This window comes from Kitasatospora kazusensis (assembly GCF_039529945.1).
GTDB classification, from domain to species: Bacteria; Actinomycetota; Actinomycetes; order Streptomycetales; family Streptomycetaceae; genus Kitasatospora; species Kitasatospora kazusensis.
In genome coordinates, this window is record NZ_BAAANT010000015.1 from 40,092 (window position 1) to 66,432 (window position 26,341).

Genomic DNA, 26,341 nt, shown 5'->3' on the forward strand with positions numbered 1-26,341 from the left:
TTTCTGCACCGACCTGCCGAGATGTGTGAACGACATGTACGAAGGAGCACGATGAGCCGGCCGATAGCGGCGTGGAATCCGCTCGACTGGCCGCTGACCCACGGGGTGGTTCCGTACGCGGTCCTCGCGGTCGGCTGCGCCGCCCTGCTGGCCCTCGCGGTCTCCCGGGCCCCGCACTGGTGGACCCGCCGCCTCCCGGCGGCCCTGGTGCTGGCCGCCGGGCTCACCGCGCTCGTCCCGGTCGCCGTCGACGACTGGTGGCAGCCCTTCCCGGACAGCCTGCCGCGCAAGGTCGTCTACTGGATCGGCGTCGCCCTGCTCGGCTTCTGCCTGGCGGCCTTCCGGCTGCCCGCCGGCCGCCGGCGCGGCCGCGGCGCCGTCGTGCTGGCCGCCCTGCTGGTGCTGCTGATGTCCTCCTCGCAGGTCAACCGGTACTTCGACCAGTACCCGACGTTCCGGGTGCTGCTCGCCCCCTGGATCAACCCGGCCGCCAAGCTGAGCAGCACGCCCGCCGCGGCCACCGTCACCGTCCCGCCCGGCCGGGTGCTCGCCGAGGTGTGGCACCGGCCCGCCGGGCTGCCCGCCAAGGGCACCATCTCCACCGCGCCGATACCCGGCACCAAGTCCGGGTTCAAGTCCCGCGACGCGTACATCTACCTGCCGCCCGCCTACCAGGCCACCCCGCGCCCGCTGCTGCCCGTGCTGGTCCTGCTGCCCGGGCAGCCGGGCGAGCCCGCCGACTGGGTCAACTCCGGCGGGCTCCAGGCCCAGCTGGACGGCTTCGCGGCCGCCCACGACGGCCTCGCCCCGGTGGTGGTGGTCGCCGACCAGACCGGGGGCCCCTGGAACAACCCGCTCTGCATGGACTCACGGATCGCCAAGTCGCAGACCTTCCTGGCCCAGGACGTCCCCGACTGGGTCCACGCCCACCTGCAGACCGCCGCCGGACGCACCGCCTGGTCGATCGGCGGGCTGTCGCTCGGCGGCACCTGCGCCCTCCAGCTCGCCGTCAACGCGCCCCAGGTCTACGGCTCCTTCCTCGACATCTCCGGACAGGACGAGCCGACCCTCGGCAGCCACGCCATGACCGTGAACGCGGCCTTCGGCGGCGACGAGGCGGCCTTCGACGCCGTCGACCCGCTGCACGTGCTGGCCCGGCAGCGCTTCCCCGACACCGCCGCCGCCTTCGTGGTGGGCGCGAGCGACAAGGAGTACGGCCCGGCGCAGGTGAAGGTCTTCGCGGCGGCCCTCAAGGCCGGGATGAAGGCCAAGGCGAACACCGTGCCGGGCGGCCACGACTGGCACACCTTCCGGGCCGGCCTGGGCGACAACCTGACCTGGCTGGCGCAGCAGACGGGGATGATCCGGTGACCGAGACCATCACGGCGGCCGCGTCCGTCCCGATCACCCCGCGGCCCGAGCGCGGCTGGCACCGCTGGCTGCGCGCGCTGGCCCCGCTCACCGCGCAGCTGCGTGCCGCGCCGCTCACCCTGACGCTGATCGCGGCGCTCTGGACCATCGGCGGTGTGACCCGCAGTATCGGCCAGGGCCCGTCCCAGCAGTTGCTGGAGCAGGTCGGCGTCGGCCTGTCCAGCCTGGACGCGGGCCGCTGGTGGACGCCGGTCAGCTCGCTGCTCTGGTGCTCCGGCATCGGCTCGTACGTCGCCACCACGCTGCTGCTGCTGGTGATCGGAACGGCGGCCGAGCAGCGGCTCGGCACCCGGCTCAGCGCCGTCGTGCTGCTCGCCGGGCAGGTGCTCGGCACGCTGCTCGGCACCGGCGTCGTGCGGCTCGGCATCGCCGCGGACCTCGGCTGGACCCAGGAGATCCAGGACCAGATCTCGATCGGCCCCGCCGTCGGCGGCTTCGCGCTCGCCGCCGTGCTGAGCTTCCGGCTGACCGTGCTCTGGCGGCGCCGGCTGCGGCTGCTGGTGGTGCTCGTCCCGCTGGTGATGATGCTCTACATCGGCCACCTGCAGAGCGTCCAGCGGATGGCCGGGGTGCTGGTGGGGCTCGCCGTCGGCGCGCTGCTGCAGCGCCGCCGCCCGGCCCGTCCGCACCCCGTGTCGCACACCGAGACCCGGGTGCTGGTCGCGCTCTGCCTGGTCGCCACCGCGCTCGGCCCGCTGGTCGCCTCGCTGTACCACGACGCCAACGGCCCCTTCAACACGCTCGGCGACCTCTACTTCTCGCACGTCCCGTCCGCCGACGAGATCGCGCTCGCCTGCGACGACTCCGTCCAGTCCTGCGCCCGGGTGCACTCCGTGGTCCGGTTCTTCGACTCCCCGGGCCGGCTGATGGCCGCCCTGGTCCCCGTCCTGCTGCTGGTGCTGGCCGAGGGCCTGCGGCGCGGGCTGCGGATCGCCTGGTGGATCACCGCCGTCACCGAGCTGCTCTGGATCGGGGTGCTCTGCTGGCTGCTCGTCCTGAACTACCACGACTTCGCGACCAGCGGCGGCGTCTCCTACCTCTACGAGCTGATCGGCGAGTCCCTGCTGCTGCCGGTCCTGATGCTGGTGCTGCTGCTGGTGTCGCGCCGCCGCTTCGACCAGCGGCTGCGGCGCCGCGACACCCGTCGGCTGGCCGCCGTCATCGGCGGCACGCTGCTGCTCGCCTGCGGTGCGTACGTCGGGATCGGCTGGCTGGTCCGCGACCAGTACGAGCCGGCCACCACGCTGGCCCGGCTGTTCGCCGGGCTGCCCTCCGAGCTGCTGCCGCCCGCCTACAGCGACCTGCTGCCCGGCTACCCGATCGCGGTGGGCGGGACGGCGCAGGCCCTGGAGATCTACTGCGGCGTGGTCTTCTGGGCCGTCACGCTCGTCGCGCTGCTGCTCGCCTTCCGCCGCCCGGTGGTGCACGTGGACGCCGAGGCCGCGGCCCGGGCCCGGACGCTGCTCACCCGGTACGGCGGCTCGACGCTCTCCTTCATCAGCACCTGGGACGGCAACCACTACTGGTTCGACGAGGCGGGCGAGGCCGCCGTCCCGTACCGGGTGATCGCGACGGTCGCGCTCACCACCGGCGACCCGTTCGGCGAGCCGGCCGCCCGGCAGCGGGCGGTCGGCGGGTTCGCCCGGTACTGCGACGAGCGCGGCTGGACGCCCTGCTTCTACAGCGTCACGCCCGCCACCCGCAGCGCGGCCGACGCGCTCGGCTGGCGCTCGCTGCAGGTCGCCGAGGACACCGTGGTGCCGCTGCCCGACCTCGCCTTCACCGGGAAGAAGTGGCAGGACATCCGGACCTCGCTGAACAAGGCGGCCAAGCAGGGCATCACCGCCGAGTGGTGGAGCTACCCGGACGCGCCGATCGCGATCAAGGACCAGATCCGCTCCATCTCGGAGGAGTGGGTCTCCGACAAGGGCCTGCCCGAGATGGGGTTCACCCTCGGCGGGCTGGCGGAGCTGGACGACCCGGCCGTCCGGGTGCTGGTCGCCGTGGACGCCGAGCGGACGGTGCACGGGCTGACCAGCTGGATGCCGGTCTACGAGAACGGCGAGCCGGTCGGCTGGACCCTCGACTTCATGCGGCGCCGGGCCGATGGGTTCCGCGGGGTGATGGAGTTCCTGATCGCCTCGGCGGCCCTCGGCTTCAAGGAGGAGGGCGCGCGCTTCCTCAGCCTCTCCGGCGCACCGCTGGCCCGCTCGGACCGGGGCGAGCCGCCCACGGCGCTGCAGCGGATGCTCGACTGGATGGGCAAGGTGCTGGAGCCGGTCTACGGCTTCCGCTCGCTGCTCGCCTTCAAGGCCAAGTTCCAGCCCGAGTACCGGCCGATGTACATGGTCTACCCCGACCCGGCCGCGCTCCCCAGCATCACCCGCGCGATCGGCAAGGCCTACCTCCCGCACCTGACCCCCGCCCAGGGGGTCCGGCTGATGAGGAAGCTCTCGTCCTGACGGCCGGCCCCGCATGCGCTAGCCGAGGAGCTGGGCGAGGGCCCGGTCGGCGTCGACGTGCAGGAGTTCGTCGCCCTCCGGTACGGCCAGGTAGCTGTGCCGGAGGAAGCGCCGCAGCTCGCGCTCGTCGAAGCGCAGCAGGGCCACCCCGTCCGCCGCCCGCAGTTCGACCATGGTGTGCCGGCCGTGCGCCGGGCGGACGTGGACGTCCCCCAGGCCGGACGGCAGGTCGAGCCCGGTGGCGAGCAGCTGCCGGGCGAAGACCCACTCGACCTCCGCCCCGGGCCCGGCCGCGGTCTCCGCGTCCAGCGAGTACTCGGCCGGAAAGCCCATCCGGACGGCGAACGGGTCGGCCGCCCGGTACCGCAGCGAGACCCGCAGCAGCGCGCACCGCCGGGTGGACAGGATCAGGTCGGCCTGGACGGTCTGCTCCACGAGTGCTGCGGGCATGCGGTTTCCTCCTGTGCTGGTGCCGTGCGGCACCTGTGGCTGCTGCGCCGGACGGTGCTCTCGCAGCTTGAGAGTCGGATCCGGCCGGACTCTTACCCGCTTTCCGGCTGCTGTCGCGTGGTCCCGGTCACCCGATAACCCGGTGCGCACGCCGGATGGCTCCGCGTACCCTCCGCTCCATGACCACCGACCCCCAGGACCCGAGCCGGGCCGACCACGAGCACGCCGCCCACCAGGCGCTTCTGCGCGAGACCGCCGACCGCCTCGGCGACACCTGGCGCGAGCTGATGGACCGGCTCAAGTGAGCGCCCGCCACCTGTCGGCCGAGGACGTACTGACGGTCTCCGGGTACGCCTGCGAGGGCGCGCCGGTGATCGTCCGGGACCTCGGGCTGCTGGAGTCCGCCGCCCACCGGCCCGGCGCCGAGATGCTGGGGCAGCCCGCCTACCCCGACGTGTTCGGGCAGGCCGCCGCGCTGCTCCAGTCGCTGCTGGTCAACCATCCGCTGGTCGACGGGAACAAGCGGACCGCGTGGCTTTCCTGTGTGACGTTCCTGGCACTTCGCGGGGTCGAGCTGCGCCCGGACATCGATGCCGCGGAGTGCCTGGTCATCGGTGTGGCGACGGGGGAGATCCGGGAGATTCCGGTGATCTCGGCGGGCCTGCGGGCGCTGCACGACACGCCGGGCTGAGGGGGTCCCAGCCACCGTGTCGGGCGTCGGTCAGGGGCCCGGCCCGGTAGGCTAGGCGGGTTGTCCGACCGCCGCCCGACCGTGGGGCGGGGCCCCTTCTGCGGCCCTGACCTGCGACGATCCCACTCGGAGACCGTGAGTACTGCCGCCGCTTCCCCGATGGCTCCGCTGTTCTCGGATGCCGACCCGCACGCCGCCGTACGCGCCGCCGCAGCGCCCTCGCACCACCTGTCCCCGGCCTTCCCCGGCCGTGCCCCCTGGGGCACCGCGGGCAAGCTCCGGGCCTGGCAGCAGGGTGCGCTGGACCGGTACATCGAGAAGCAGCCCCGCGACTTCCTCGCGGTCGCGACCCCGGGTGCAGGCAAGACCACCTTCGCGCTCACCCTGGCCTCGTACCTGCTGCACAACCACCTGGTCCAGCAGATCACCGTCGTCGCGCCGACCGAGCACCTGAAGAAGCAGTGGGCCGAGGCGGCGGCCAGGATAGGCATCCGGCTCGACCCGGCGTACTCCTCGGGTCCGCTCTCGAAGGACTACCACGGCATCGTGGTCACCTACGCGGGCGTCGGCGTGAACCCGATGCTGCACCGCAACCGCACCGAGGCCCGCAAGACCCTCGTGATCATGGACGAGATCCACCACGCCGGTGACTCCAAGTCCTGGGGCGAGGCCTGCGCCGAGGCCTTCGAGCCGGCCGTCCGGCGCCTGGCGCTGACCGGTACGCCGTTCCGCTCGGACACCAACCCGATCCCGTTCGTCTCCTACGAGGCGGGCAGCGACGGCATCCGCAAGTCGGTCGCCGACTACACCTACGGCTACGGGCACGCCCTCGCCGACCACGTCGTGCGCCCGGTGATCTTCCTGTCCTACAGCGGCAACATGCGCTGGCGCACCAAGTCCGGCGACGAGCTGGAGGCCCGCCTCGGCGAGCCGATGACCAAGGACCTGATCGCCCAGGCCTGGCGCACCGCGCTGGCCCCGCAGGGCGAGTGGATCCCGAACGTGCTGCGGGCCGCCGACAAGCGGCTCACCGAGGTCCGCAAGGCGATCCCGGACGCCGGCGGCCTCGTCATCGCCACCGACCAGAACGCCGCCCGCGCCTACGCCAAGATGATCCGCGAGATCACCGGCCAGGGCGCCACCGTCGTGCTCTCCGACGAGACCGAGGCCTCGCAGCGGATCACCGACTTCGCCGAGGGGGACTCGCGCTGGATGGTCGCCGTCCGGATGGTGTCCGAGGGCGTCGACGTCCCCCGGCTCGCCGTCGGGGTGTACGCCACCTCGATCTCCACCCCGCTGTTCTTCGCGCAGGCCGTCGGCCGCTTCGTCCGGGCCCGCAAGCGCGGCGAGACGGCGTCCGTCTTCCTGCCGTCCGTACCGATGCTGCTCAGCTTCGCCAACGAGATGGAGCTCCAGCGCGACCACGTCCTCGACCGGCCGAAGAAGGAGGGCGAGGGCCTCTTCGACGAGGAGGACCGGCTGCTCGCCGAGGCCGAGCGCGCCAACGACGGCCCGGACGGCGCGGGCGGCGACGAGCTCAGTTACGAGGCGCTCGGCTCGGACGCGGTGTTCGACCGGGTGCTCTACAACGCCATGGAATTCGGCATGCAGGCGCACCCGGGCAGCGAGGAGGAGAACGACTACCTCGGCATCCCGGGCCTGCTGGAGCCGGACCAGGTGCAGATGCTGCTGCAGAAGCGCCAGACCCGGCAGATCCAGCGCAGCAGGTCCAAGCCCGCCGAGGAGGCGGACCTGCTCGAACTCCCCGCCGACCAGCGCCCGGTGGTCACCCACCAGGAGCTGCGCGACCTGCGCAAGGAGCTGAACGCGCTGGTCGCCGCCTGGCATCACCGCACCAACCAGCCGCACGGCACCGTCCACAACGAGCTGCGCCGCCAGTGCGGCGGCCCGCTCACCGCGCAGGCGACGGCCAACCAGCTGAAGGCCAGGATCGCCAAGATTCGTGAGTGGGCGAACAGCTGACGGCTGTTCGTACCCGGCCCGGCCGGTCCCGGCGGTGAACGCCCACCCGCCCCGGACCGGCCGGACCCGGGCTTCGCCGTGGGTTCAGCCGGCGGCAAGGAATTCGTGCAGACGTGCGGTGTGATCATCCGCTACTGTTCCGCATGCCATGGCGCCCGCGGCTCTCCGGGTGGCGCACATCAGGCACCCCCTGAACGCCGAGGCGACACGTCTCGCGATTCGACATGCCGTCACAAGGAGTGCACCACCGTGTCCTACCCCGTCAACGCCGCCGCCCCCGCCCCCGAGCTGTCCGACAAGTCGAAGGTCACCGCCGGTCTGCTGCAGATCTTCCTCGGCGGCTTCGGTGTCGGCCGTTTCTACACCGGCCACATCGGCATGGGCATCGCGCAGCTGGTCACCTGCGGCGGTATGGGCTTCTGGGCCCTCATCGACGGCATCCTGTTCCTGACCAGCGACACCCGCACCGACGCCCAGGGCCGCAAGCTCCGCGGCTGATCAGTGCCCCTGTCGCGCACTCCGCGAGTCGACCCCCGCCCCGGTGACGTCACCCGGGGCGGGGGTGTCCGCGTTTCCCTCCCGGGCCGGCTGCGGGACCGGCTGTGGCTACGGCTGCCGAACCGCGTACGGACCGCCGCCGGCCCGCTGGGGCTGCTCGCCGCCGGGGTGGCGGGCGCCGGCTACCTCTGGAGCCGCGACCCGCACCTGCCCGGGCAGGCACTGCCGTTCTGCCCGTGGCGGCGGCTGACCGGCCTGCAGTGCCCGGGCTGCGGCGGCACCCGGATGGCGTACGACCTGCTGCACGGCCACCTCACGGCGGCCTGGCACGACAACGCCGCGCTCCTGATGGCGCTCCCGCTGCTCGCCGCGCTCTACCTCGACTGGCTGCGGCACGGGCTGGCCGGGCGCCGCCGGCGGCTGGAGCTGAGCCCGCGCGGGATCGCCGTGGTGCTCGGGATCGCCGCGGCCTGGACGATCGGCCGCAACCTCCTCTGACCCGCCGTTGTCGGCCGCTGCGCCGCCGGCCGCCCCGCTGACCGAGTCCGGGCCGGGGCCGGTGTCCGGACTCCGGAATTTATTCGAACTGGTATTCGTGTCAGCGCTGGAATATGCCTCTTTTGTCCATTTTTTCGGCACGGAATGGCATCGATCCAACCCGAATTTTGGACAACTACTTCCGCCGGGAGCCCCTCCTTCACTACCTTCACCCCACGCTCTCTCGCGCCCCCACCCCGAGCCGAGAAGCCCTCGCAGCCACCCCTCCTGCGCGCGTCACCCCTGTCCCGGCCCCGGCATGCCCCGGCGTCGCCGGTGACCGCCGCAGAAAGGAAAGCGCGTCGTGACTGCCGAGACCTCCCAGACCCTGGACCGAGGCGTACGTGTCCTCAAACTCCTCGCCGACTCCGAACGCGGCCTGACCGTCACCGAGCTGGCGGCCCGGCTCGCCGTCAACCGCACCGTCGTCTACCGGCTGCTGGCCACCCTGGAGCAGCACGGCCTGGTCCGCCGCGACATCGGCGGCCGGGCCCGGGTCGGCCTGGGCGTGCTCCGGCTCGCCCACCGGGTGCACCCGCTGCTGCGCGAGGCCGCGCTGCCCGCCCTGCGCAGCCTCGCCGAGGACCTCGGCGCGACCGCCCACCTCACGCTGGTGGACGGTGCCGAGGCGCTCGCCGTCGCCGTGGTCGAGCCCAGCTGGACGGACTTCCACGTCGCGTACCGGACCGGTCTGCGCCACCCCCTGGAGGAGAGCGCGGCCGGCCGGGCGATCCTGGAGGCGCGGGCCTTCCCCGGCCAGCGCCGGCCCGAGCAGGGCTTCGTCATCACCCGCGCGGAGGAGCAGTCCGGCGCGAGCGGTGCGGCGGCCGCGCTGCTCGGCCTCAGCGGGATCGAGGGCAGCGTCGGCGTGGTGATGCTGAACGGGCTGGTGCCCGAGCGGGTGGGCCCCCGGGTGGTGGAGGCCGCGACCGAGGTGGCCGACGCGCTGCGCTGAGGCCGGCGGCGCCCCGGTGTGTTTGGATGCCGGTGTGCCCGATCTGAAGCTGCCCCCCGCCCTGACCGCCCCGAAGGCCCGCGCGCTCGCGCTCTGCGGTGTGCTGGTCGGCTCGCTGTTCGCGGTGGCGGCCTTCGCGCCGCTGCCCTACACGCTCACCTGGCCGGGCTCCACGGCGGACGTCCTCGGCACGTACCAGGGCAGGCAGGTCCTCACCGTCACCGGCGCACCGACCCGGCAGACCGAGGGACAGCTGCGGATGGTCACCATCTCGGCGACCAACCCGGGCGAGCGGACCAGCCTCCTGACGGCACTGGGGGCCTGGGGCAACCCGAACGAGGCCGTACTGCCGTCCGAGGCGGTCTACCCGCAGACCGACCCGGCCAAGGCCCAGCAGGTGACCGCCGAGCAGATGACGCAGTCCCAGGACAGCGCCACCGTCGCGGCGCTCGGCTACCTCCACCTCTCGCCCAGCCAGGTCAAGGTGACGGTCGACCTCGGTGACATCGGCGGCCCCAGCGCGGGCCAGCTGATCGCGCTCGGGATCATCGACCGGCTGGCCGGCGACGGCAAGGGCGGCGACCTGTCCGGCGGCAAGGTGATCGCCGGCACCGGAACCATCGACGACCAGGGCAACATCGGCGCGGTCGGCGGCGTCCCGCTGAAGACCCGGGCGGCGTCCAGGGACGGCGCGACGGTCTTCCTGGTCCCCAAGGGCGAGTGCTCGGACGCCAAGGTGAACACCCCCGCCGGGCTGCGGCTGGTCCCCGTGACCACGCTCGCCGACTCGGTCGCCGCGCTGACGGCGCTGAAGAGCGGCGGCCCCGTCCCCAGCTGCTGACGGGCCAGCTGCTGACGGCCCCGCGCTACTCCCCGGCGGCCTGCTCCACCAGCGGCAGGACCCGGTAGGGCACCGGGTTCTCCAAGGCGATCGCCGTGGAGGCGCGGACGATCCCGTCGAAGCCGACCACCCGGTCGATCACCCGCTGCAGGTCCGCGTTGGAGCGGGCCACGATCCGCACCAGCATGTCCCCCTGGCCGGTGATGGTGTGCAGCTCCAGTACCTCCGGCACCGAGGACAGGTGCGCCCGGACGTCCACCCCCTGCCCCTGCGAGATCTCCAGGGTCGCGAACGCCGTCACGGGGTAGCCGAGCGCCGCCGGATCCACCTGCGGCCCGAAACCGCCGATCACCCCCTTGGTCTGGAGGCGGTCCAGCCGCGCCTGCACCGTGCCCCGGGCGACCTGGAGCCGGCGCGAGCACTCCAGCACCCCGATCCGGGGCTCGTCGCTCAGGAGTCTGATCAACTTTCCGTCGAGCGCGTCGATGCTGTCGTTCAGGGAGTGCACTGCGGCTCCGTCCGATGGGCAACCTGTCCAGCTGGGACTGCTATTTTCCGGCCCGGCCGCGCAGCTTGCCCAGGAGGAAACGGAACAGTTGCGCATCGATGTGCGGGACGCCACGCTCCCTCCACAACCCCGTGGCCCGGGCCCCCACACCGCGCCACGGGGTCCCAGACCCGGGGAGGTTCTCTTGACCGATGTCTTCGCGGAGCCGCTTGTCACTCACCCGGACGGGTTCGGCCCACTCCCCGCGCGGCGCACCGACGCGGTGGTGCTGGCCGTCGCCGACGCCCGCCGGACGGCGTACCACTACGCCGTGGCACTGGCCCTGAACTGCGTCGCCTACTCGGGCCCCGAGACCGGCAACCCCGAGACCGTCTCGTACGTGCTGGAGTCGGGCGGCGCCCGCTTCGTCGTCACCTCGGTGGTCCAGGTGCTCACCGAGCACGGCCGCCTGATCGCCGAGCACGTCGCCGAGCACGGGGACGGCATCCTCGACCTCGCCGTCGAGGTGCCCGACGCCTACGCCGCGTACGACTACGCCGTGGACCGGGGCGCCGCCCCCCTCACCGAGCCGTACGAACTGAGCGACCGCTACGGCACGGTGGTGCTCGCCGTGATCGGCACCGCCGGGACGGGCCGGCACACCCTGGTCGAACGCACCGCCTACGCGGGCCGCTACCTCCCGGGCTACGTCACCCCGCCACCGGAAGTCCTGGGCCGGCCCTAGCGGGCCGCGCACGCTCCGCGGGGTTCACCGGACTTGGGGGCGCGGGGAACTGCGCGAATCGGGAGTGACGCGGGGTTCACCGGACGCGTAGGGCCAACCCTTTGGGGGCGCGGGGAACTGCGCGAAGCCGGAAGTGACGGCGCTGCACCTTCCGCCTCGCGCCCCGCGCAGTCCCCGCGGAGCGGCTCAGCGGACGACGGTCTGCACCTGCGGCGGGTGGCCGTTCCAGGTCACGAACACCGAGTTGGTGCTGTCGCCCTGGGAGAAGTCGAGCCGCATCCACTGGTCCCCGTGCCAGACCTGCATCTGCCAGCCCGGGTCGGGCGCCGCCGAGACCAGGTCGGCCTCGTCCGGCTTCATGTCCAGCGCGACCCGGCCGCCGGTGACCAGGTAGCTGTGGACGGACGTGGCCCCGGTGGGGGCCGGCTTGCGGCTCGCGGTCCGGGTGGGCGACGCGGCGGGGCCGGCCGGGGCCGAGGGCGGCGGGCCCGGGCTCCCGGTCGCCGTGGCGGGCGCCGCCGGCGTGGGCGGGCTCGCGGACGGCAGGGGCGCCGGCAGCCGCAGCGTCCGGGGCTCCCCGGAGGACGCGTCGCTCAGCACGGCGTGCACGCCGAGCCAGGACAGCAGCACCGCCGCCCCGGTGGCCGCCGCCCAGGCGCCGAGTTGTACCAGTCCGTTCCGCATCGCGTGCACATCCTGCCGTACCAGGACAGGTCGCGGATCCGGACCCCCGAGGTACAGACCAATTCAGCCGGATGGCGTACCGTGCAGGGCCATGGCAACAGTGCTCGTGGTCGAGGACGACCCCTTCGTACGCTCCGCCCTCATCCGGCACCTGTCCGAGTCCGGCCACGCGGTCCGCAGCGTCGGCACCGCGCTGGAGGCGCTCCGCGAGGTCGCCCAGGTCGGCTGCGACCTGGTGATCCTCGATCTCGGCCTGCCCGACCTGGACGGCAGCGAGGCGCTCAAGATGATCAGGGGGCTGACCAACGTCCCGGTGATCATCTCCACCGCCCGGGACGACGAGGCCGAGATCGTCCGGCTGCTCAACGACGGCGCCGACGACTACCTCGTCAAGCCGTTCTCGGTCGAGCACCTGACCGCCCGGATGGCCGCCGTGCTGCGGCGCTTCGGCAGCGGCAGCGCGCCGGTGCCGCAGGTCCTGCGGGTCGGCGGACTCGCCGTGGACGCCCAGCGCCGCGAGGCCGTACTGGACGGGCGCCCGCTCGACCTGACCCGCCGTGAGTTCGACCTGCTCGCCTTCCTGGCGGCCCGGCCCGGCGTCGTCGTCCCGCGCCGGGAGATCCTCGCCGAGGTCTGGCGCCAGACGTACGGCGGCGACCAGACCATCGACGTCCACCTCTCCTGGCTGCGCCGCAAGATGGGCGAGACCGCCTCCAAGCCCCGTTACCTGCACACCGTGCGCGGTGTCGGCGTCCGTCTCGAAGCGCCGACGGACCAGCCGGCATGAGGCGGACCGGGGGAGGGCACCCGCTGCGCTGGGCGCTCATCAAGGCCGCCGTCGCGGGCACCACGATGGTCGCGCTGGCCTTCCTCATCCCGCTCGGCCTGATGGTCCAGCAGACCGCCCGCGACCGGGCCTTCACCGCCGCCGAGCGGCAGGCCGCCGCCCTCGGCCCGGCGCTCGCCATCACCACCGACCAGGACGCCATCGCCAAGGCGCTGGCCAGCACCGACGCCGGGGCCCAGGAACGGATCGCCGTCCACCTGCCGCCGCCCGCCGGCCTGGTCGGCCGGGCCCGTGCCGACGCCTCGGCGGTCGCCACCGCGGGCGGTCAGGGGCGCTCGTTCACCGTCCACGTGCCGGGCGGGTTCGCGCTGCTCCAGCCCTTCGCGGTGGAGGACGGCCGGGTCGCCGTGGTCGAGGTGTACGTCGCCGAGAGCGACCTCACCAGAGGCGTCGGCACGGCCTGGCTGGTGCTCTCGCTGGTCGCCCTCGCCCTGGTGGCGATCTCCGTCCTGGTCGCCGACCGGATGGGCGCCCGGATCGTCGGCTCGGCCCGCCGGCTCGCCGCCGCCGCCCGCTCGCTCGGCAACGGCAACCTCGCCGTCCGGGTCCCGGTCGAAGGCCGGCAGGCCGACGGCGCCCCCGACGAACTCCGCGAGGCCGCCCACGCCTTCAACGCGATGGCCGACCGGGTCGTCCACCTCCTCGCCGCCGAACGCGAACTCGCCGCCGACCTCTCGCACCGGCTGCGCACCCCGCTCACCGTGCTGCGCCTCAACACCGCCTCGCTCGGCGAGGGCGACGCCGCCCACGCCACCCGGCACGCCGTCGCCCAACTGGAGCGCGAGGTCGACCAGATCATCCGCTCGGCCCGCCGCACCGCCGACGACGCCCCGGCGGTGGCGATCGGCTGCGACGCCGCGGAGGTGATCCGCGAGCGGGCCGGGTTCTGGTCGGCCCTCGCCGAGGACGAGGGCCGCCGCTGGCAGCTGGCCGGCGCGGAAGGCCCGGCCCCCGTACCCGTACAGCGCGGCGACCTCGCCGCCGCCGTCGACGCGCTGCTCGGCAACGTCTTCCGGCACACCGCGATGGGCACGGCCTTCTCCGTCGACGTACTGGCCACCGAGAGCTCCGTCATCGTCCTGGTCGGCGACGCCGGACCGGGGTTCGCCGACCCCGCCGCCGCCCTGCGGCGCGGCGAGGGCCAGGGCGGCGAGGGCTCCACCGGCCTCGGCCTCGACATCGTCCGCAAGCTCGCCGAGGCCACCGGCGGCGACCTGGCACTCGGCCGCAGCGCGGTTCTCGGCGGCGCCGAGCTCCGCCTGCGCCTGCTCACCCGCCCCGACGGGACCTCCCCGCGGGGGGCGCGCCGCCGCAGGGGCCTTCCCGGCAGGTAGGTACGGTGCCGCACCCGGGTACCCGCTCGGGTAGGGCCCGCCCAGGGGCGTGGGGAACTGCGCGAGTCGGGAGTGACGGTGCGGTGCCTTCCGCCTCGCGCAGTTCCTCGCGCCCCTGAGTGGGCCGCGTGCCTTAAGTGATCCCTAAGGGAGGCGTACGGCTGGTCGATGGCCCCGTTCGGGGCCTGTCGCGGGGCTAGCGTCTGCGGAGCCGGGGCACGGAGCCCCGGTCGGACCGGTCACTTCGCGGAGGTACGCCGACTATGACGACCCACTCCACCCGACGTTCAGGGCACCGCCGACGCAGTCGTAAGGGTGCGGTCATCGGGGCCTCGGCGGTCGCCGCCGCGATCGTCGCGGGCGGTGTGGTGGCGCTGGCCTCCTCCGCCAGTGCGGCTTCGCTCGGGGCGGTCTACACCGCGACCAGCAGCTGGGGCGGCGGTTACACGGGTCAGTACCTGGTGACCAACCCGGACTCGAAGGCGATCGAGGACTGGACGCTCAGCTTCGACCTGCCGGCCGGCGCGAAGATCGACTCGCTCTGGAACGCCACCTTCACCGCCTCCGGTCAGCACATCACCGTCAGGCCCGAGGCGTGGAGCAAGCGGATCGAGGCCGGCCGGGCGGTGGACGTCGGCTTCGTCGTCCAGGGGTCGGGCGCGGCGCAGGCCGAGCCCGGCAACTGTCTGATCAACAACGTCTCCTGCAAGGCCGGCAGCGGCCCGACCCCCGTCCCGTCCGGCCGTCCGACCACCGCCGCGCCCAGCCCCGCGCCGTCCTCGTCCCCGACCCGGACGCCCACGGCGACCCCGACGCCGACCGCGAGCCGGACCACCCCGCCGCCCACCCCGCCGCCGACCCCCACCCCCACCGCGAGCGTCCCCGTCCCGCCGCCCCATCCGGCCGGCGGCGCGCACTTCGCCCCGTACGTGGACACCTCGCTCTACCCGGCGTACGACCTGGTCGGCACCGCCAAGGCGAGCGGCGTCAAGGACTACACCCTCGCCTTCGTGGTCTCGGGCGGCGGCTGCGTCCCCAAGTGGGGCGGTGTCAGCGACCTGTCCGCCGACGCGGTCGCCGCGCAGATCGGCGCGCTGCGCGCGATCGGCGGCGACGTCCGGGTCTCCTTCGGCGGCGCGAACGGCAGTGAGCTGGCCACCGTGTGCTCCTCGGCCGCCGACCTGGCGGCCGCCTACCAGCAGGCCGTCGACGCGTACGGCCTCACCAAGGTCGACTTCGACATCGAGGGCGGCGCGCTCGCCGACACCGCCGCCGACACCCGCCGCGCCCAGGCCATCGCCCAGCTCCAGCGGACCGCCGCCGGCAAGGGCCGGGCACTGGACGTCTCCTTCACCCTGCCCGCGCTGCCCAGCGGCCTCACCCAGGACGGCGTCGACCTGGTCGCGAACGCGAAGAGCAACGGGGTGGACGTCGGCGCCGTCAACATCATGGCGATGGACTTCGGCGACGGGGTCGCCCCCGACCCGGCCGGCCGGATGGGCGGTTACGCGATCGACGCGGCCACCGCCACCCAGGCCCAGCTGAAGGGCGTCCTCAGCCTCGGTGACGCCGCGGCCTGGGCGAAGGTCGCCGTCACCCCGATGATCGGCGTCAACGACGTGTCCTCCGAGGTCTTCACCGTCGCCGACGCCACCCGGCTCGCCGGCTTCGCCGCCACCGAGCACCTGGCCTGGCTCGCCATGTGGTCCGGTACCCGCGACAAGGCCTGCGACGGGGGCGCCAAGACCTACGCCGACGCGACCTGCAGCAGCATCGTCCAGCAGCCGCTGGCCTTCACCCGGGCCTTCGGCGCCTACACCGGCTGACCTGGCCGGACGTTCCACAGCGCCGCCCCCGACCCCGCTCACGGGCCGGGGGCGGCGCCGTGTCCGACCCGTCCGGGCGGGTGTGAGATGGGCCGCCGGGCGCCGTCGTCACGGTGGTGCCGACCACTGCGTCCGGTAATGTCGCAAGCTGGTCGACCGGCGGACGGAGTGGAACGTGACAGCGGCGCAAGCGCAGCGCAAGGCCCCCGAGGGGCCGTCCCGGCAGCCCCGGGAGACCGCCTCCGCCCCTGCTTCCCCGGCCGTTCCGGCCGTCCCTGCGTGGCGCCGTCCGCTGGACGTACCGCTGCGGGCCCTGCGGGAGGCTCCGCGCCGTCCGCTGGCCGTCGCGACCGGGGTGGCCCTGTTCTCGCTGCTGGTGTACGCGGTCGTCCGGCACCTCGTCCACACCTCGATGGTGGACATGGTGGTCTACCGCGCGGAGGGCGCCGCCGTCGCCGGGGGCCACGACCTCTACGCACTGCGCGTCACCGAGTGGAAGCTGCCCGCCACCTACCCGCCGTTCGCCGCGATGCTGTTCGTCCCGACCACCTGGGTCGGCGTCGGCTTCCTGCGGGTCGCGGTCACCGCCGGCAACGTCGCCCTGCTCGGGCTGCTCGCGCACTTCTCGTTCCGGCTGACCGGCTGGCCGCGCCGCGAGCTCCGCCCGGTCGGGGTGGTGCTGGTCGCAGGGCTCGGGGTCTGGCTGGAGCCGGTCTTCACCACCCTGCGCTACGGCCAGGTCAACCTGGCCCTCGCCTGCCTCGTGCTCTGGGACCTCACCCGCCCCGACGGCCGCCGCAGCAAGGGCGTCGCCATCGGCATCGCGGCCGGCCTCAAGCTCACCCCCGGCCTGTTCGCGGTCTACCTGCTGATCACCGGCCGGGTCCGGGCCGCCTTCGTCGCGGGCTTCACCTTCCTGGCCACCTTCGCGATCGGCGCGCTCGTGCTGCCCGACGCCACCTGGGGCTTCTGGACGAAGTACCTCTACGACTCCAGCCGGGTCGGCCGGACCGAGGTGGTCGACAACCAGTCCGTGCGCGGCGCCTTCGCCCGCCTGCTGCACACCCCCGACCCCGGTACCCTCGCCACCCTGGCCGCCGGCCTGGTCGCCGTGGCCGGCCTCGCCACCGCCGCCTGGGCCTACCGCAGCGCCCGCTGGCTGCCCCGCGCCGAGGCGTGGGGCGTCTGCACCGCGGCCGTCACGGCGGTGCTCATCTCCCCGATCAGCTGGACCCACCACTGGGTGTGGTGCGTGCCGATGCTGGTCCTGCTCGCGGCCGAGGCCGCGCACGAGCGCTCCCGTCCGGAGGCCGTACGGCGCCGCCGCTGGCGGTTCGTCTTCGGCGCCACGCTGGTCGCCTTCCTGTCCTTCATGATGTGGATGGTCCCGCGCAAGGGGCAGCTCGTCCTGCACCTGCCCGCCCTGCACCAGCTCCCCGCGAGCATCTACCCCGTGGTCGGGATCTGCTTCCTGCTGGTCTCCGCGCTCCGGGTCCGCGCGCGCCGCCGCGCCGCCGGGGCGCCACTCGTACGGGTACCGCGCCAGCGGGTCCCCGCCGGGGCGGACGCCGTACCGGACGAAGCCGTACCCGCCCCGGCCCGGTAGCCGCCGCCCGGCTGCCGGCGGGCGTGCCGCCTCACGCCAGCAGCTCGGCGAGGGACTGGTCCAGGTCGAGCGCGGCGAGCTCGGAACCGGGCGGCACCAGACGGTGCGCCCGCTCGAGCCAGGCCGCCACCACCGGCAGCGGCGCCTCCAGCAGGGCGTCGCCGGCCGGCGAGCTGAGCGCCAGGCAGAGCACGCTGCGCCGCCCCTTGCCGCCGCTCCCGGCCGGTGCCTGGGCGAGGGCCGGCCAGATCCGCACGTCACCCTGGCCGCACGGCCGGAAGGTGCCCTCCACCAGCAGCTCGCGGGCGAACACCCAGGTCACGGGCGTGCCGGTGTCCAGGTGGAAGGTGATGTGCACGGCGAACGGGTCGTGGCTGCCGTAGGACAGCCGGGCCGGGACGGGGACGCTGCGATCCGGTGACAGCACCAGGCTGAGTTCGAGTTCGTGCTCGACGACGCTCGTGGACCTCTCCATGACCGGTTTCCTCTCGCTCTCCTTCGGGGCCCGGCTCCGGGCTCCTGCACAGGAGAAGAGCGCGGTGTGCGAAAGGTCTTACACACCTTTCGAGAAACTTCCGGGTATTCCGTATCTGCCAGCCGCCGCACTGCCGAGGCACTACCCTTTGTGACTGTGTGGCGACTGTCCGCCCATGCGCGTCGACGGACCGCCCGCGCACTGCCGCCTGCTCGCCCCCTCCCGCACCGCTCCTCGCACGTCATGCACTCCAGCCCCGCCGCCCCCGGTTCCCCCCACGGCTGAGGACTCCGGCGCTGTCGCGAAGCCACGAAAGAAGAACCACATGACGCAACGGCCCTTCGTCGGCGGCGTGGACACCGCCGTTGGCCCGACGCCGGGCTACTACCCCGACCCGTCCGTCCCCGGCTTCGTCCGCTACTGGGGCGGCGCGGCCTGGGTGCCCGGTACGAGCAGGCCCGCGCCGGTGGAGGGCGAGGTGCTGGAGCCGCCGCGGTTCGCCGCCCGCAGACCGGCCCCGGCTCCCGCCCGGTACGTGCCGCCGCCTGTGGCCGCGCCCCCGGCCCCGGCTCCCGCCCCGGTTGCCGTCCCGGCTCCGGCGGCGGTGGTCGAGACCGGGCCGGTGTATCTGGACCAGACCTCGGCGGGAGCCTCCTTCAGCTTCGCCCCGGACGCGGAGTTCGAGCGTCGGCCGGGTCCGGCTGCTGCTCCGGGGCCGGTGCCCCCGCCCCCGCCGGCTCCGGTACCCCGAGCGGCCCCGGCCCCGGCTCAGGTCCGCGCTCCGGTCGCGGCGCCCGTGCCGCAGCCGACGGTGCCGCTCCGGGCGGCCAATGCCTGGAAGGCCGACCCCGGTGCACAGCGCGGCCTGCTGGAGGGGCCGGACGCCCCGGGCCGGATCTCCTGGGGGGCGCCTGCAGCCGTTCCGCCGGCCGGCCGGGCCGACCTGCCGGTGCCGGTGGTCCGGCCCGCGCCCGTCCCCGTCCCGGCGGTCCGGCCCGCGCCCGCCCCCGTGCCTGCGGCCGCGCCCGCCTCCGCCTCCGTTCCCGTGCCGGTGGCCGCGGCGGCGGCCCTGCCCGTCGTGCGTCCTTCGCAGCCCCGCAGCCCGGCCGTACCCCGGAAGGCGGCTCCGCGTCCGGCGGCCGGGCTGGGGCGTCGGCTCGTCGCGCGGCTGCTGGACGGCGCGGTGGCCGCGGTGGTCGCCGTCGGGGTCGGGCTGCCGCTGCTCTCCTCGGCCACCGAGCACCTCCAGCAGAAGCTCGACCAGGCCCGGGTGGCCAGTGAGCTGACGGGGCGTGACGTCCAGGTCTGGCTGATCGATCCGGTGGTGCTCGGCAAGGCCGGGGTGCTGCTCGGGGTGCTCGTCCTGTTCGGGCTGGTCTACGAGGCGATCCCGACCGCGCGGACGGGGCAGACCTTCGGCAAGCGGCTGATGGGTGTCCGGGTGGTCGGCGTGGGCGCGGGTGCGTCCGGTCCGGGCGCCGAGCCGCTGGGCCTCGGCCGTTCGACGGTGCGCTGGCTGGTCGGCGTCTTCGGCACGCTGCTGGTGGTCGGCCTGTTCCCGCCGCTCTTCGACCGGGCTGCCCGGCGCGGGTGGCACGACCGGGCGGCGCGCTCGCGGGTGGTCCGGTCCTGAGGCCGGACCAGGGGCGGCCGGGAGTGGCCCGGCCGACGGCGCGACGCGGCAGAAGTGACGGAATGTCCGAGAATCGTAGTATTGCTGATGGTCTACTCGGTTCATGAGCAGCTATGACCCCTCAGGCCCCGCAGGCCCCGAGCCGGAAGGGGGCGGCAAGCCCTCCTTCGACAAGCCCCCGCCGGCGGGCACGCCGTCAGGTGGGGCGTCCGACCCGTACGGTGCGCCCCCGCCACCCCCGCCCCCGCCGCCGCAGAACGGCAGCCCCTACGACGCCCCGCGCGGGTACGGCGCTCCGTACGGTGCCCCGCCACCCGTCTTCGGCTCGCCCTTCGCGTCCCAGGGCGCTCCGTACGCGCCGGGCGGCGGCCCGGTGCCGGGCATGCCGCCGCTGGGCAGGTGGGGCGACCGGATCATCGCCCTGCTGATCGACTACGTGATGGTCCAGGTCCTGGGCATCCTGATCGTGCTGCCGTTCGCGAGCCTCGGCGCGCGCGACGGCTGGGTGGGCGCGATCTGGCTCGGCTACGGGATCTACCTGGTCTACGACGGGCTGATGCTGAGCCGGGACGGGCAGACCATCGGCAAGAAGGTGATGAACCTCCGGGTCGCGATGCTGCTGGACGGCAGCCCGCCGACCGGTGCGGTGGCGTGGACCAGGGCGGTGACGTTCGTGCTGCCCGCGCTGGTCTGCTGCGGCATCTTCTGGTGGCTCGTCGACGGCTTGTTCGGTGTCTTCGACAAGCCGTACCGGCAGTGCATCCACGACAAGGCGGCCAAGACCGTCGTGGTTTCGACGGTCTGAGGGCCGGGCGGTCCGAAGGCCGAGCGGTCCCAGTGCGTCCCGGGTGGCCGCGGGCCGTGACCGGCGTCGGTGGACGGTCACGGCCCGCGCGTCTGCGTACCGCGCGGCCGACAGGGGGCTCAGTGCTGGCGCGCGTACTCCGGCCGTCGGGCCGGGGCCCGGCCGTCGGCGGGGGGTGCGGGCCGGTGCCGGGCGACGGTCATCAGCAGCGCCGTGGCGAGGGTGCCGAGTGCCACGGCGAAGGCGACCAGGACCATGATCTCGAACACCCCCGTGGCGCCGGAGACGGCCAGCAGCGCCACGGTGGCGACGACGACGGTGAGGGTGCCGGTGCACAACTGGGCGATGGTGGGGCGCGGCATGGCGGTCCGTCCTTCGCGCGAGGGTCGGTGTCGTGCTGGAGGTCTACCCACGACGGTAGGCCGGTAAGTACAGCCTAATTCGGCATATGCGGGGCACGGGGGGCGCACAGGCTCACGCCTTCGCTTGTCTGTGCGACGCCCGCCCCTCGGGGCCGGGCCCGGAGCCGGGGCCGGCTGTGACGCGGGCCCGCGCGCGGGACGGGTGCGGTGACCGACCGGGTGATCGGTACGGTGGGCCCGGAACTGTCCGTCAACTCTTCGCGAGAGCCGTGCACGTGGCGCCCGTACCCGGCACCGGCTCGCGAGTCCTCCTGGGGGAACCGTGCCCGTACCCGACGACTGGCCGAGCACCGAGGCCGAGGCCCTGGCCGAACAGCGGCGGCTGCGGGCCCTGGTGGAGCCGTCCGGCCCCGGGCTCGCCGACGGCGCGCTGGTGGCGGGCGTCGACGTCGCGTACGACGACGACGCGGACCTGGTGGTGGCGGCGGCCGTACTGATCGACTCCGCCACCCGCGAACCGGTGGAGGAGGTCACGGCGGTCGGCCGGATCAGCTTCCCGTACGTGCCGGGCCTGCTGGCCTTCCGCGAGCTGCCGACCGTGCTGGACGCGCTCGCCGCCCTGCGCGGCACCCCCGACCTCGTGGTCTGCGACGGCTACGGCCTCGCCCACCCCAGGCGGTTGGGCCTGGCCAGCCACCTCGGCGTGCTGACCGGCCTGCGGACGGTCGGCGTCGCCAAGACCCCGTTCGTCTTCGGCTACGAACAGCCCGGGGCCGAACGCGGCGCCTGGTCGCCGCTGCTGGACACCGGGACCGGGGAGGAGGTGGGGCGGGCACTGCGCACCCGACGGGGCGTCAAACCGGTCTTCGTCTCGGTCGGCCACCGGATCGGCCTCGCCGAGTCGGTGGCCGTGACCCTCGCGCTGGCCCCCGACTACCGCCTGCCGGAGACCACCCGGCGGGCCGACTCGCTGTGCCGGCGGGCACTGGCGGACGCGCTGGCCGGGCCGCGCCGAGGCGATTCCGGCCTGGTGCCGCGGGTATGACAGGGAAGGGGCCGGGGGAAGAGGCGCCGTGCGGGCCACCGGTGGCCATGTGTTAGACATGTGGGTTGGAGATGATGTGACACGGCCCGGTTCGGCCGGCCGACCGGATCGGCGGGTCGGCCCGAGGCGGGTCACGGTGTACGACGGGTACGGGGGAGGCACGAGGTCGTGAGCACGGGGAGCAGGTCGAGTGGCGGCTCCGGCTACCGCGTCGAGGTGGACAGCCTGCGGGCGTTCGCGGCGCAGGTACGGGGACTGCTGAGTGAGTTTCAGGCGAGCGCGGACGGCACGCGGACGCGCGGGGTGAGCGGGGTCGGGCAGACGGCCTTCGGCACCTTCGCCGAGGCGACGACGCTGCACGACAAGTACGAGACGATGCGGGACGGTCTCTGTGACGTCCTGGACGCCCTGCACGCCGCGATCGACGCGGCGCAGCACCGGGCCGACCTCACGGCGTCCAACTACGAGGAGCAGGAGAGCGACACCTCCCGTCGATTCCGGGTCGCCGCCGACGGCTGGTCCGTCGACGACCCGGTGCCGGGCAACCCCGCGCCGACGCGTACCGCGTACCGCGGTCTGCCGACCCGGCCCGCCGGCCCGCCGGCCGCGCCGACGGCGCCCGCGGGCAGCGCGCCGGCGGGCGGCGGCAGTCCGCAGCCGACGTGGTAGGCACGGGCGCGGCGGAGCGGCGGCACGACGGAGAGCGGTACGGGACGGGGACCGGAGGCGTCCGAGCATGAGTGACTTCACGAACTTCAACGGCTACAGCCATGGCGACCTGCTGCGCATGGTCCACTCGATGGACTCGGGCGGGGTGATGGCCGCGGGCGATCCGTGGCGCAGGGCCTCGGACACCCTCAAGCAGATCCGGACCACCCTCGACTCGGCGTCCGGTGACGCCACCTCGTCCTGGGAGGGGCCTTCGAGCGACGCCTTCTACTCGAAGATGACCAAGCTCGCGGCCAGCGTCAACAACATCGCCGCCTACGCCAACGACGCGGCCATCACCATGAAGATGATGTCCGAGGCCATCGACGAGGCCAAGCACGCGATGCCCGAGGAGCCCAGCTTCCTGGACAAGGTCGGTGACGCGGTCGGCGACACCGCGAAGTCGGCGGTCGGCGTCGACGACGCGAGCACCAGAACGACGATCACGGACGAGAAGAAGGCCCAGGCGGTCGCGGTCATGGAGGTCCTCGCGACCAAGTACCGTGCGGCGTCGTCGTTCCTGAAGCCGCCGCCGTTCGGCGCGGGGCAGACCGACGACGTCACCGACATCCCGCCGCCGGCCGATCCGACCGGATCCGCCGCGATCAGCGCGCTGATCGTCGGCGGCGGCATGGGGCTGCTCAGCGCCAACGGGACGCTCGAAGCCGAGCGGACCACCTCGCGGTCCGACGACCCGACGCTCAGCCGGTCCGTGCAGACTCCGCAGTCACCGAGGAGCGTCGTGCCCGGCCCGTCCGACCCCGGCATCCGGGGCGGGCTGGCGAACCCGCTGCCCAAGCCGAAGGCCCCGGGCAGCTTCGGTCCCGGCACCGGCCTCGACGGTGTGCCCGGCGGATCCCGTCCGGGCGGCCCCGGCGGGGGCGGCCTCGGTCTGGGCGCCACGGGCGGCGGCCCCGGCGAGAAGGGCCTCGGCGGCTGGTCGGGCGGCTCCGGCGGTGGGACGGAGACCGTCGGCGGAGCGTTCGGCGGCCGGGCCGGCGGCGGGGGCGACCGGTTCGGGCGCGGCTCCGGCCCGGGCGGCCGCGGCGGCGGGGCGTTCGGCTCCGACGGGCTCCTGGACGGCGAGGGCGGTGCCGGTGCGGGCAGCGGCGCCGGCGGGCGCGGTGGCGGCCTCGGCCGCCGCTCGGGCGCCGTGATGGGCGAACCGGGGGAGGGCACGAGCGGGCGGCGCAGCTTCACCGAGGGCGGCTCGGGGATCGGGCGCGGCCGTGCGCAGGCCGGGCAGGAAGGCGCCGGGAAGGGACACGGCGGCGGCGCGCCCGGCGGTGCCCAGGGCAGGAAGAAGGACCGGAAGCAGGACAAGGACCGCCCCGACTACCTCGTCGAGGACGAGGAGACCTGGGCGTCCGGCGAACTGCCCCATTCGAACGTGGTGGAATGAACCGCTGTTCGACGTGACGTACCGCTGGACCTGACAGGTCGTCCCGCAGAGCCCGCTCTGCGGGACGACCGCTTCGACGAGTGGGGTGACCAGGCTTGACGACCGGCCGACCGTTGCGCGGCATGGCCGTGCTCGCCGCAGGAGCGCTGCTCTGGGGTGTGAGCGCCGGGCCCGCCGGCGCCGACAGCATCCGTGACGGGCAGTGGCCCCTGATGAAGTACGCCGCGGACCGCTCGGTGTGGCCGCTCAGCGAGGGCGCCGGGGTCACCGTCGCCGTCATCGACAGCGGCGTGTCGGACCACCAGGACCTGGCGGGCCAGGTGCTCCCCGGCGCGGACTTCTCGGGCGGCGGTTCGCAGGGCCACGACGACGCCACCGGCCACGGCACCGGGATGTCCAGCCTGATCGCCGGGCACGGCCACGGCGGGCAGGCCGGGATCATGGGGCTGGCACCCAAGGCGAAGATCCTGCCGGTGAAGGTCGGGCTGACCGACGGCGGCGACTTCAGCGGCGGCCAGGAGACCAGGCTCGCCGAGGCCATCCGCTACGCCACCGACCACGGCGCCAAGGTCATCAACATGTCCATCGCCGGCCCGCTGGGCCACGACACGGCCGCCCGCGACGCGGTGAAGTACGCCGTCGGCAAGGACGTCGTGCTGGTCGCCGGGGCCGGCAACCTCGGCCAGACGGACGACAGCCGCGTCCAGTACCCCGCGGCCTTCCCCGGGGTGGTGGCCGTGGGCGCCGTCGACCAGCAGGGGAACCTGTGGCCCGGCTCGAACCGCGGCCCCGAGCTCACCCTGGTCGCGCCCGGCGTGGACATCTACCGGGCGACCGCCAAGAGCACCAGCAGCTACGGCAAGGGCACCGGCACCTCCGACGCGACCGCCTACGTCTCGGCCGTCGCGGCACTGGTCCGCGCCAAGTACCCCGCCCTCTCGGCCGGACAGGTCATCAACCGGATCATCAAGTCGGCGGTCGCCCCGCCCGACAACTCCAAGGTGCCGGGCGACGGCTACGGGTACGGCATCGCGTCGCCGAGCCGGGCCCTGGCCGCCGATCCGGCGGTCGACAACGGGCCGAAGGAGAACCCGCTGCTGACCCGGCCCGAGTCCCAGGGCGGCCCGGCCACCGGCCCGGGCACCTCCTCCACCGCGCCGATGGCCGCCGGCAGCAGCGGCAAGAGCGGCGGCGGCATCTCCGCCGTGGTCTACGCGGCCGGCGGGGTCCTGGCGCTGCTGGTGGTCGTGGGCGCCGTCCTGCTGCTCCGGCGGCGGAGCGGCCGGGGCACCGCCACGGCACCCGGCGGCTACCAGCCCCCGGCACCGGCCGGGCCGGCGCCGGGGCAGCCGGGGGCGCAGGCGTACCAGCAGCCCTATCAGCAGCCGTACCAGCAGGCGGTGCAGCAGCCGGGACAGCCGCCCTACCAGCAGCCGTACCAGCAGAACCCGTACAGCGCGCAGCCGCCGCAGCAGTACCCCCCGCAGGCTCCGCAGAACCCGCCCGCGCCCCCCGGCAATCCGTACAGCTGACACCACCCGGTGCCGTCACCCGGCACCGGCACGCACTGACACGCCCACGAACGGATCAAGATCACCGGGCGGCAGCGGCCCTTCGGGTATTGATGGCTCGTCCGTCGTCTACCTGAAGGGCCGTCATGTTCAAGCAGCTGGTCACCCGAGTCCTGTTCGCCGCGGCCGTGGTCGCGCTCCCGGTCGCCACCGCCGGGCCCGCCGCCGCGGACAGCAGCGGCCCGGCCAACGCCCAGGAGGCGGCCGTCTGCAAGCAGCTGCTGTCGGACTGGCTGACGCCCTTCGGGCTCCCGGCGACCTCGGTCAACGCGGTCTGCACGGTCAAGGGCAACCACAGCTGACCGCAGGGCGGGGTCCGGCGCGGGGCGGCCCGGAAAACGGGTTGCCCCCGGCCGGAGGATGGCGGGTGTGACCATCCCTTCACCCGCCTCGCCGCCGACCTGGACCATCACCCCGACGCCGGTCGGCGACCCGGCCGCGGCGGGGCTGCTGCGCGCGTACCTGGACGAGTTGATCAGCCGCTACTACGGCCGTCCGGCGCTGGAGGCCGAGATCCTCCAGGAACTGGGGGACGGTGCGGACCTGTCGGCGCCGCACGGGGTCCTCCTGGTGGCCAAGGACGCCGACGCGGTGCCGGTCGGGTGCGCCGGGCTGCGGTGGCTGAGCCCCGGGACCGGTGAGCTGACCCGGGTGTTCGTGGCCGGGGCGGCGCGGCGGGGCGGCGGCGGGGCCCGGCTGCTCGGTGCGGCCGAGCGGACGGCCCGGGCGCACGGGGTCCGGCAGCTGCTGCTGAACACCCGGAAGGACCTGACCGAGGCGATCGCGCTCTACCGGCGGCTCGGGTACCGCGACACGGACCCGTACGGCGACGACCCCTATGCGGAGATCTGGCTGGCCAAGCCGCTCGACGGCGGCCCGGTCCGGCCCGGTCCCACGGCCTGACCGGGCTGGCAGCATCTCGACGCGGTGTGGCGCTCCGGCCGCTGGCCGGGGCGGCGGCCG

The 26,341-nt window shown here is 74.2% G+C and carries 26 protein-coding genes and 1 pseudogene; 22 read left to right on the plus strand and 5 right to left on the minus strand.

Annotated features, from left to right (window positions below):
• Nucleotides 1–51: 51 nt before the first annotated feature.
• Together ABD330_RS15240 and ABD330_RS15245 are read left to right on the plus strand one after the other, a co-directional pair.
• The gene (locus tag ABD330_RS15240) at nt 52–1,371 is read left to right on the plus strand and encodes an alpha/beta hydrolase-fold protein (RefSeq protein WP_344465110.1); all 1,320 of its coding nucleotides are present in this window, start codon (nt 52–54) and stop codon (nt 1,369–1,371) included.
• Complete coding sequence (locus tag ABD330_RS15245; RefSeq protein WP_344465112.1) at nt 1,368–3,893, plus strand: bifunctional lysylphosphatidylglycerol flippase/synthetase MprF; 2,526 nt, start codon at nt 1,368–1,370, stop codon at nt 3,891–3,893. Before ABD330_RS15240 ends, ABD330_RS15245 begins: the two co-directional genes overlap by 4 nt.
• Before the next feature lie 18 nt (nt 3,894–3,911).
• On the opposite strand, the gene ABD330_RS15250 is transcribed toward ABD330_RS15245, so the two are convergent.
• Nucleotides 3,912–4,343, minus strand: coding sequence for an SsgA family sporulation/cell division regulator (locus ABD330_RS15250; RefSeq protein WP_344465114.1), 432 nt, complete (start codon nt 4,341–4,343; stop codon nt 3,912–3,914).
• 179 nt (nt 4,344–4,522) lie between these two features.
• Between ABD330_RS15250 and ABD330_RS15255 the strand changes: the two genes are divergently transcribed.
• From ABD330_RS15255 to ABD330_RS15285, 7 genes are all read left to right on the plus strand, one after another.
• Nucleotides 4,523–4,648, plus strand: a complete 126-nt coding sequence (locus ABD330_RS15255; protein WP_344465116.1) for a hypothetical protein — start codon at nt 4,523–4,525, stop codon at nt 4,646–4,648.
• Nucleotides 4,645–5,034 carry a type II toxin-antitoxin system death-on-curing family toxin gene (locus ABD330_RS15260; protein WP_344465118.1) on the plus strand — a complete coding sequence of 130 codons (390 nt, stop codon included), beginning with the start codon at nt 4,645–4,647 and terminating at the stop codon, nt 5,032–5,034. The genes ABD330_RS15255 and ABD330_RS15260 overlap by 4 nt, the downstream gene beginning before the upstream one ends.
• Before the next feature lie 159 nt (nt 5,035–5,193).
• Nucleotides 5,194–7,017, plus strand: a complete 1,824-nt coding sequence (locus ABD330_RS15265; protein ID WP_344465302.1) for a DEAD/DEAH box helicase — start codon at nt 5,194–5,196, stop codon at nt 7,015–7,017.
• Nucleotides 7,018–7,266: 249 nt separating this feature from the next.
• The gene (locus ABD330_RS15270; RefSeq protein ID WP_344465120.1) at nt 7,267–7,515 is read left to right on the plus strand and encodes a TM2 domain-containing protein; all 249 of its coding nucleotides are present in this window, start codon (nt 7,267–7,269) and stop codon (nt 7,513–7,515) included.
• A gap of 90 nt (nt 7,516–7,605) precedes the next feature.
• Complete coding sequence (locus tag ABD330_RS15275; protein WP_425555543.1) at nt 7,606–8,013, plus strand: DUF2752 domain-containing protein; 408 nt, start codon at nt 7,606–7,608, stop codon at nt 8,011–8,013.
• Nucleotides 8,014–8,356: 343 nt separating this feature from the next.
• Entirely contained in the window at nt 8,357–9,007 is a 651-nt protein-coding gene (locus ABD330_RS15280) for an IclR family transcriptional regulator (protein WP_280716722.1), read from the plus strand.
• A 34-nt stretch (nt 9,008–9,041) separates the two neighbouring features.
• Complete coding sequence (locus ABD330_RS15285; protein ID WP_344465123.1) at nt 9,042–9,848, plus strand: hypothetical protein; 807 nt, start codon at nt 9,042–9,044, stop codon at nt 9,846–9,848.
• A 25-nt stretch (nt 9,849–9,873) separates the two neighbouring features.
• Here ABD330_RS15285 and ABD330_RS15290 read toward each other — a convergent pair whose 3' ends face one another.
• Nucleotides 9,874–10,356, minus strand: a complete 483-nt coding sequence (locus ABD330_RS15290) for an Lrp/AsnC family transcriptional regulator (protein ID WP_344465125.1) — start codon at nt 10,354–10,356, stop codon at nt 9,874–9,876.
• A 184-nt stretch (nt 10,357–10,540) separates the two neighbouring features.
• Here ABD330_RS15290 and ABD330_RS15295 point away from each other — a divergent pair.
• Nucleotides 10,541–11,065, plus strand: a pseudogene (locus ABD330_RS15295) (VOC family protein); the annotation flags it as partial.
• A 201-nt stretch (nt 11,066–11,266) separates the two neighbouring features.
• On the opposite strand, the gene ABD330_RS15300 reads toward ABD330_RS15295, so the two are convergent.
• The gene (locus ABD330_RS15300; protein ID WP_344465127.1) at nt 11,267–11,764 is read right to left on the minus strand and encodes a hypothetical protein; all 498 of its coding nucleotides are present in this window, start codon (nt 11,762–11,764) and stop codon (nt 11,267–11,269) included.
• A 91-nt stretch (nt 11,765–11,855) separates the two neighbouring features.
• On the opposite strand from ABD330_RS15300, the gene ABD330_RS15305 reads away from it, so the two are divergent.
• The 4 genes from ABD330_RS15305 to ABD330_RS15320 all read left to right on the plus strand — a co-directional run bounded on the left by ABD330_RS15305 (nt 11,856) and on the right by ABD330_RS15320 (nt 17,377).
• Complete coding sequence (locus ABD330_RS15305; protein ID WP_344465129.1) at nt 11,856–12,551, plus strand: response regulator transcription factor; 696 nt, start codon at nt 11,856–11,858, stop codon at nt 12,549–12,551.
• A 23-nt stretch (nt 12,552–12,574) separates the two neighbouring features.
• Nucleotides 12,575–13,945, plus strand: coding sequence for a sensor histidine kinase (locus ABD330_RS15310; protein ID WP_344465306.1), 1,371 nt, complete (start codon nt 12,575–12,577; stop codon nt 13,943–13,945).
• 263 nt (nt 13,946–14,208) lie between these two features.
• Nucleotides 14,209–15,771, plus strand: a complete 1,563-nt coding sequence (locus tag ABD330_RS15315; RefSeq protein WP_344465131.1) for a glycoside hydrolase family 18 protein — start codon at nt 14,209–14,211, stop codon at nt 15,769–15,771.
• A gap of 175 nt (nt 15,772–15,946) precedes the next feature.
• Nucleotides 15,947–17,377, plus strand: a complete 1,431-nt coding sequence (locus tag ABD330_RS15320; RefSeq protein WP_344465133.1) for a glycosyltransferase 87 family protein — start codon at nt 15,947–15,949, stop codon at nt 17,375–17,377.
• A 31-nt stretch (nt 17,378–17,408) separates the two neighbouring features.
• On the opposite strand, the gene ABD330_RS15325 is transcribed toward ABD330_RS15320, so the two are convergent.
• A complete protein-coding gene (locus ABD330_RS15325; protein WP_344465135.1) occupies nt 17,409–17,852 on the minus strand; it encodes an SsgA family sporulation/cell division regulator in 444 nt (147 codons plus the stop codon).
• 325 nt (nt 17,853–18,177) lie between these two features.
• Here ABD330_RS15325 and ABD330_RS15330 point away from each other — a divergent pair, with 325 nt between their 5' ends.
• The gene (locus ABD330_RS15330) at nt 18,178–19,485 is read left to right on the plus strand and encodes an RDD family protein (RefSeq protein ID WP_344465137.1); all 1,308 of its coding nucleotides are present in this window, start codon (nt 18,178–18,180) and stop codon (nt 19,483–19,485) included.
• 103 nt (nt 19,486–19,588) lie between these two features.
• Complete coding sequence (locus tag ABD330_RS15335) at nt 19,589–20,290, plus strand: RDD family protein (protein ID WP_344465139.1); 702 nt, start codon at nt 19,589–19,591, stop codon at nt 20,288–20,290.
• Between the two features lie 119 nt (nt 20,291–20,409).
• On the opposite strand, the gene ABD330_RS15340 is transcribed toward ABD330_RS15335, so the two are convergent.
• Nucleotides 20,410–20,652: a hypothetical protein gene (locus ABD330_RS15340; RefSeq protein ID WP_344465141.1), complete on the minus strand. Its 243-nt coding sequence runs from the start codon at nt 20,650–20,652 to the stop codon at nt 20,410–20,412.
• A 322-nt stretch (nt 20,653–20,974) separates the two neighbouring features.
• On the opposite strand from ABD330_RS15340, the gene ABD330_RS15345 reads away from it, so the two are divergent.
• The 6 genes from ABD330_RS15345 to ABD330_RS15370 all read left to right on the plus strand — a co-directional run bounded on the left by ABD330_RS15345 (nt 20,975) and on the right by ABD330_RS15370 (nt 26,281).
• On the plus strand, nt 20,975–21,697 hold the full coding sequence (locus ABD330_RS15345) for an endonuclease V (protein ID WP_344465143.1): 723 nt from the start codon (nt 20,975–20,977) through the stop codon (nt 21,695–21,697).
• 168 nt (nt 21,698–21,865) lie between these two features.
• Nucleotides 21,866–22,366: a hypothetical protein gene (locus ABD330_RS15350; protein ID WP_344465145.1), complete on the plus strand. Its 501-nt coding sequence runs from the start codon at nt 21,866–21,868 to the stop codon at nt 22,364–22,366.
• A 67-nt stretch (nt 22,367–22,433) separates the two neighbouring features.
• Nucleotides 22,434–23,807 (plus strand): WXG100 family type VII secretion target, encoded by a 1,374-nt coding sequence (locus ABD330_RS15355; protein ID WP_344465147.1) that lies wholly within the window; start codon nt 22,434–22,436, stop codon nt 23,805–23,807.
• A gap of 95 nt (nt 23,808–23,902) precedes the next feature.
• Entirely contained in the window at nt 23,903–25,339 is a 1,437-nt protein-coding gene (gene mycP / locus ABD330_RS15360; RefSeq protein WP_344465149.1) for a type VII secretion-associated serine protease mycosin, read from the plus strand.
• Between the two features lie 125 nt (nt 25,340–25,464).
• The gene (locus ABD330_RS15365; protein ID WP_344465151.1) at nt 25,465–25,680 is read left to right on the plus strand and encodes a hypothetical protein; all 216 of its coding nucleotides are present in this window, start codon (nt 25,465–25,467) and stop codon (nt 25,678–25,680) included.
• Nucleotides 25,681–25,747: 67 nt separating this feature from the next.
• Nucleotides 25,748–26,281 (plus strand): GNAT family N-acetyltransferase, encoded by a 534-nt coding sequence (locus ABD330_RS15370; protein ID WP_344465153.1) that lies wholly within the window; start codon nt 25,748–25,750, stop codon nt 26,279–26,281.
• Nucleotides 26,282–26,341: the final 60 nt, after the last annotated feature.